This is a genomic window from Synechococcus sp. W65.1, from assembly GCF_047461615.1.
Classification (GTDB): Bacteria; Cyanobacteriota; Cyanobacteriia; order Thermostichales; family Thermostichaceae; genus Thermostichus.
In genome coordinates this window covers 1-5800 of sequence record NZ_JANSHI010000025.1, presented here as the reverse complement: position 1 = coordinate 5800, position 5800 = coordinate 1, and the positions used below count along the sequence as shown (strand labels likewise).

At 56.7% G+C, this 5800-nt stretch carries 5 protein-coding genes; 2 read left to right on the top strand and 3 right to left on the bottom strand.

Annotation, left to right across the window (positions count from 1 at the left end):
- Positions 1-117: 117 nt before the first annotated feature.
- The 3 genes from NW806_RS10860 to NW806_RS10850 are packed head-to-tail and all read right to left on the bottom strand — an operon-like array spanning position 118 to position 4364.
- On the bottom strand, positions 118-2658 hold the full coding sequence (locus tag NW806_RS10860) for a UPF0182 family protein (RefSeq protein ID WP_414411117.1): 2541 nt from the start codon (positions 2656-2658) through the stop codon (positions 118-120).
- Positions 2659-2662: 4 nt separating this feature from the next.
- Complete coding sequence (locus NW806_RS10855; RefSeq protein WP_414411116.1) at positions 2663-4033, bottom strand: TIGR03279 family radical SAM protein; 1371 nt, start codon at positions 4031-4033, stop codon at positions 2663-2665.
- 43 nt (positions 4034-4076) lie between these two features.
- The gene (locus NW806_RS10850) at positions 4077-4364 is read right to left on the bottom strand and encodes a DUF2103 domain-containing protein (RefSeq protein WP_414406032.1); all 288 of its coding nucleotides are present in this window, start codon (positions 4362-4364) and stop codon (positions 4077-4079) included.
- Between the two features lie 186 nt (positions 4365-4550).
- Here NW806_RS10850 and NW806_RS10845 point away from each other — a divergent pair, with 186 nt between their 5' ends.
- Both NW806_RS10845 and NW806_RS10840 read left to right on the top strand, forming a co-directional pair.
- A complete protein-coding gene (locus tag NW806_RS10845) occupies positions 4551-4775 on the top strand; it encodes a hypothetical protein (RefSeq protein ID WP_414411115.1) in 225 nt (74 codons plus the stop codon).
- Positions 4776-5025: 250 nt separating this feature from the next.
- On the top strand, positions 5026-5800 hold a 775-nt coding region (locus tag NW806_RS10840; RefSeq protein ID WP_414411114.1), incomplete at its 3' end, for a hypothetical protein.

The following is a 5800-nucleotide window of genomic DNA, read 5'->3' as shown; positions in this document are numbered from 1 at the left end:
GCGACGTTGGAGAACAGTGGTCATAAAGCCTAACTTCCCTGTGGAAGTGCGAAGATGGACAACCTAACCTTAATCCAACCGTTAAGGTCTGTCAACTCTCCCTCAGCAAATCCTGGCTTAGCGGAGGGTGAGGGAGAAGAGGGCTTCTAGAGCCTGGGCGAGGGTTGGCTCCATGACCACCCGGTCTTCGTAGGCGGCGATGACCCGGGTAAGCTGAGGCAGGCGGCCCTGTTCCGCCTCCAGGTAGAGAGGCTGGACATAGAGAAGGGAGGTCTCGATGGGGATAACCAGCAGGGTACCCAGGTTAACCCGCGACCCATGTTCATTCCAGAGGGCAATTTGCTCGGAAATGGCGGGATCCTGGTTCACCCGCGCCTCCACCTGCTCCGGGCCGTAGATGAGACGCTGCTTGGAAAACTCGTACACTAGCAACTTGCCGTAGTTTTCCCCATCGCAGCGGGCGGCCATCCAAGCCACCATGTTTTGCTTGTTGAGGGGGGTGAAGGGAGAGAGCAAGACGAACTCAGGTTCGTTGGGGGATCCCTTCTGCCGCTCCTCCGGCAAGGTGAGGATGAGGTACTGGGGCTGCATGGGGAGGCGCCGCCCTCTGCGGAATTGGTTGGGGATCTGCCACTGATCTTCCCGGTTGTAGAAAAGGCGGGGATCCGTCATGTGGTAGGTGGCAAATTGCTGGGCCTGCAGTCGGAAGAGATCCTGGGGGTAGCGGATGTGCTGCCGCAGCGGCTCCGGCATGGCCTCCAGGGGCTTGAACAGCGTGGGGTAGATGCGGGCGTAGGCTTGGATGAAAGGATCCTGAGGGTCAGCTATGTACCAGTTGATGCTGCCGTTGTAGGCATCCAGCACCGCCTTGACGGAGTTGCGGATGTAGTTGAAGGGAAAGTCAGGCAGGTACTCGGAGTAGGGGTAGTGGCTGCTGGTGGTGTAGGCGTCGAAAAACCAGTAGAGCTTACCGCCTTGAATCACCAGGTAGGGATCCTGGTCGTAGAGCAAAAAGGGCATCACCTGGCGCACCCGCTCGCGGATTTGGCGGCGGTAGAGAAAGCGGGTGTTGGGGGAAAGCTCACGGCTGAGGAGAATGCGCAGATCCCGGAAGTGCCAGGCATAGAGAAAGCGCTGCCAAAGGTGAGGAATGGGGACACCCCCTGTGCCGCGGTAGCTGCTGTAGACGTAGTGGTCGGCAGCAGGGTAGTCTAGCTCTCTTGCCTCTGCGCCGACAAACACCTCGGTGGTGGTTAGCTCGCCGTAGTAGAGGGCCGGCTGATCCACCTGCAGCACCTCCGCTACCTCCGGGTAGCGCGGGGAAATCCGCGGTGGGATATCCGCTAGAAAAAAGTCTGGCAGCCCCTCCGGAGTAACCACGTTAACTGGGCTGAGGGTGAGGCCATAGCCGTGGGTGTAGAAAAAGCGCCGGTTAACCCAAGTTTGGGCCGCGGGGGGTACCTGGGCAAAGTCCAGCTCGCGTGCTGCATGCATGACTTGGCGCAGCTCTCCCCCTATGCGGTAGCGATCCACATCCACATAGGGAAACTGGTAGTAGGGGCGGATCTCCTGGAGCTGGCGGTAGGTGGCCAACAAGGGCTCCGCATCCCAAAGGCGCACGTTGCTCAGGGTAGATTGATTTTGCTGCAGGATCTCCCAGGTAAGGGATCCCTCCTCCGGGAAGGGCTTGACCTCCACCTGGGTTAAGCCAAAGCCGGCGCGGGTAAAACGGATGTTGTGCTCGAGGTAGGGGCGTTCCAGCTCCAGCTCGTTGGGGGTAACCAAGAAGGTCTGCACCAAGTGGGGGTAAAGCCGGGTAGTTAGTAACCCAAACCCCAGGTAGGCTCCCCACAGCAGAGCTGGCGCCAGTAGGGAGCTGGCCCAGGGGGGGCACCAGGATTTGAACAAGGGAAGGTTGAGGCGGATCCCTTGGCGGGCCAAGGCCCAGAAGCCAAGGGCGGTTAGGAAAGCCACCCCACTCATCAAAGTGGTAGCTGGCAAAGTGGCGTGCACATCGGTAAAACCGGCTCCAAAAACCACGCCGCGGGTGGAGTAGAGTAACTTGTAGCGCTCCAGCCAGTGGCCCCAGGCCCGAAGCAGAAACAGAGCTCCCCCCAGGATGAGCAAGTGCCGCTGGGCAAACAGGGAAAGGGCCAGCGTCAGCCGCTGTTCCGAGAGTCCCAGCTCCACAAAGTAGATGAGAGCAACGGCAACCAAGGTCAATAGCACCAGGTTGAAGCACCAGTGCTGGAGCTTTTTCCAAAAGGGCAAGCTGAAAAGAAAAAAGCCCAGATCGCGGTTAAAGATTGGATCCGACTCTCCCACAGGCACTTGGTGTAGCCAAAGCAGCAGCGTAAACCAGTGCTGGGAAAGAAACCAGGCCAAGCAGCCGCTCAGGCCCAACGCAATGGCCCAGGCCCAGGCTGGGTTTGTTCCCCGCCAGCAGGCGCGGATGTTGACTCCTACCACTGCCAGGGCAAAGACAAAGGCGCCTAGGCCCAGCCCCCAGCGGGCAAATACCCGTGTCCAGAGCACTGGCAGGGCGTTCAGTTCGGCAAACCAGGCCAGATCGACGTAGAAAGAGGCCAAGGCCGTAATGGCCAGAATCCCTAGCCCCGCCCAGAGCAGCAGGAGCACGCCTTGCCGCAGCCATTGCATGGCCTCATGGCGTCCTGTCCAAACTTGCCCTCGATCCTAGCCGCTGCACTGCCTCCAACAAGCCCGCTGGACCACCATCCACCCGCACCACCGGGATCCCAGCCTGGGCTTGCAGGTCTTGCCAGGTGAGGTCATCTAGGAAGCGCTCCCCATCCTTGAGGGTAATCTGGGGCAGAAGCAGGCCGTCGTAACTTGCCAGGTTCTCAACCGATTTCAAGGCCTTGAGGATGTCCTGCCCTGTCAGCAGCCCGGTTACCGTCAGGGTTTGTCCCCAGAATTGGCTGGCAAGGGGCAAAAGATGCAACTGCAACCTGCGGATACTGTTCATCCGCTCCACCACAGGCTGGAAGGCTCGCTCCACCGCATTGCCCACCACCCAAAGCAATTTGAGAGGAGCAGGGATCTCTGGCGGCAGTTTGAGCTGCTCGAATTGGCTGAGAAAAAGCCGCAGGGATCCCACCCCATTGCCCAGTTGGGGGTAATCTTCGTAGTGTTTTTCCGGCGGCAATTCCCGCCCCGCCAGCAGATACCACTCATCGGCTAGCCAAGCAAAGGTGGATCCCAATTCTTGCCGAAACTGCGCCTGTAGCGCTTCCACCTGATCGATCACCTCCGCCGCCTTGGCAGCATCCACCGGGATCAGCTCATCATTGGGGGGGCGAAAGCGGGTCAGCCCCACTGGCACCACCGCCGCCGAGAGGACAGTTGGGATCCCTTCTTCTGGCCGACGAAAGGCGGCTAGATCCAAGAGCGTGCGGGTGAGGTGCTCCCCATCGTTCCAGCCTGGGCAGACCACCACCTGGGCATGCAGTTGCAGGCGGTGTTGGCGAAACCAGGCCAACTGCTCCAAGATGAGGCCGGCGCGGGGGTTTTTGAGCAGGCGGCTGCGCAGCTCCGGCTCGGTGGCATGTACCGACACATAAAGAGGAGAAAGGCGCAGGCGGGCGATGCGATCCCACTCGGCAGCGGTCAAGTTGGTGAGGGTGAGGTAGCTGCCGTAGAGAAAGCTGAGGCGGTAGTCGTCGTCTTTGAGATGCAAGGTTGCCCGCATCTCAGGGGGCTGTTGGTCGATAAAGCAAAAGGGGCAGGCGTTGTTGCATTGGATGAGGCCATCGAACAAAGCCGTCTCAAACTCCAGCCCCAGATCCTCGTCAACGTCTTTTTCCAGCTCAACCGTGCGCGGGATCCCTTGGCTGTCCAGGATCTCCAGGCAGAGATATTCCTCAGCAATGAGGAAGCGATAGTCAATGAGGTCGCGGGGCCGCTCGCCATTGATGCTCACCAGCGCCTCCCCCGGTTGAATGCCTGCCTTTGCCGCCAAGGATCCGGGCAGGACGGCGCTAATGCGGGCGGGCTTGACGCTAGCGCGGGACATAGCGCGCCCAAGAGGCGGGGCTGCGTTGTCAAGAAACTCAAACCTACTCTAAACAGCGGCGAATCGCTGCTTCCAGCTCCGACTGGCTGAGGTCGGTAACCACAAAGACCTCCTGCACGCTGCTGCCTTTGCGGGCAACTAACTTGTACCCCCCTCGAATGGGCACAGAAACCCGCAACTGCAACTGCGGGATCCGCCCGCGAGCGCAAGATAAGGCACCCGGCGTTACAGTTTTAATGCCTGGTTGTCGAGTCAAGCGCTCCAGAACAGGGATCAAGCCAGAGATGTGAGTGGAATGGTTCCAAACTAAGCGACCAGAAGGCTCAGACATAGTGGCAGACTAACGGTAAGGAGAGGCTAGACTTCCATGATAGGCTCTCGCCTTTGCGACTGAGAACAAAGAGACTGGCCTCCCTCAAGCTTTAGCAAACTTTTAAGTACAAGTTAAGTACAAGTACTTTCAGAAGGTTTTCTCTGTGCTAGTCTGATGGCACCAAGGACAAGGAGCTGCTGATTTATGGTTGCTGAGCAAGTCATCCTAGACATTCCCGAAGCCATCCTGAAAGGCCTGCAAGATGGCACCTATGAGCGCATAGGCGGTGTTGTGAGAGAAGTGGCTTCTAAGCGGGTGGTAGCCTGGCTGAGAGAAACTGGAGGCTTGACACTTGCAGATAGCATCGGCAAATGGATTCCCGGAGTGGACATTGTCAATGGGATTATTGCCAACATTCAGTTGAGGTAGATCAACCTAAAACTAATCGATGTCTGGAATACACTAAATACTGCCTTGAATTTAACCCGATTCAATACTGCCCTTGGTCTGGCTAACTTGGGCTTGTCTGCCGTGGGCTTTGCAAGCGTTATCTCTAAGCTCAATCAAGTCGATTCACGAATCCAAAATCTCCAGGCTTCTATCTCGGAAATCAAAAATAGATCGGTCGTTCTTTGCTAAAGCTAGGTCCGCAATTAAAGCTGCAGAAATAGCTCTAGAAATGTCTTCCTCGACCAACAGGAAGCAATTGGTAAGCGAGGTCATTCAACCCTTGCTCGAAGCCGAGCACTATTATCAAGCTGCGTGGGATTCTGACTGGAATAAGGGTAACGGTATTTTGTCTCGGGAGTACATCCTAATCCTATCTTTAGTCTATGTTGTGGAGATCAAGTGTTACCTAGAGCTTGGGGAGTATGAAACGGCTCTGAAGCGCCTAGACGAGGCGGAGGAGATCGTGAGACCTCGGATCAGGGGGTACGTCAAGCTTCTGTTTGAAGATCCTTCAGGATATCTTCACAGTGCTTGCCAAAAAGTCAGCCTATCAAGCATTGTGGAAATTCTCAAGTATGTAGCGGGCGAATCAAATGTAGACAAGCTGTTTGATAAACACATACGACCAGCCATTTTCAACACACTTGGCATTGAAGCCTGGATTGATAGCATATCGCCAAGATCTAGGAATGCTATCCTAGCGCTCACTGCCCCATCTTCGCTTGGTGTAGGTTTGACATTTTGGAATCGTCTACCTTGGGATTCACTACCCTGGAGCGCTGCTGACCGGAGAGAAGGCATCCTCAGTCTGATGCCTTCGGGAGCTAATCGGGTTATAGCGGCTGCCCAGTCAATGATTGAATTGCACAGAAGATTGGAAGGTTATAGACACGAAATCAATGAAATGGTTCGGCTTGGCCTCAGCTACCGGGAATGGCAAGATCTGGTTTTGCCGCCAAAAAGCTCGTCTGAGGATCAGGACTCCAAGATTTTGCTCCTCCTGC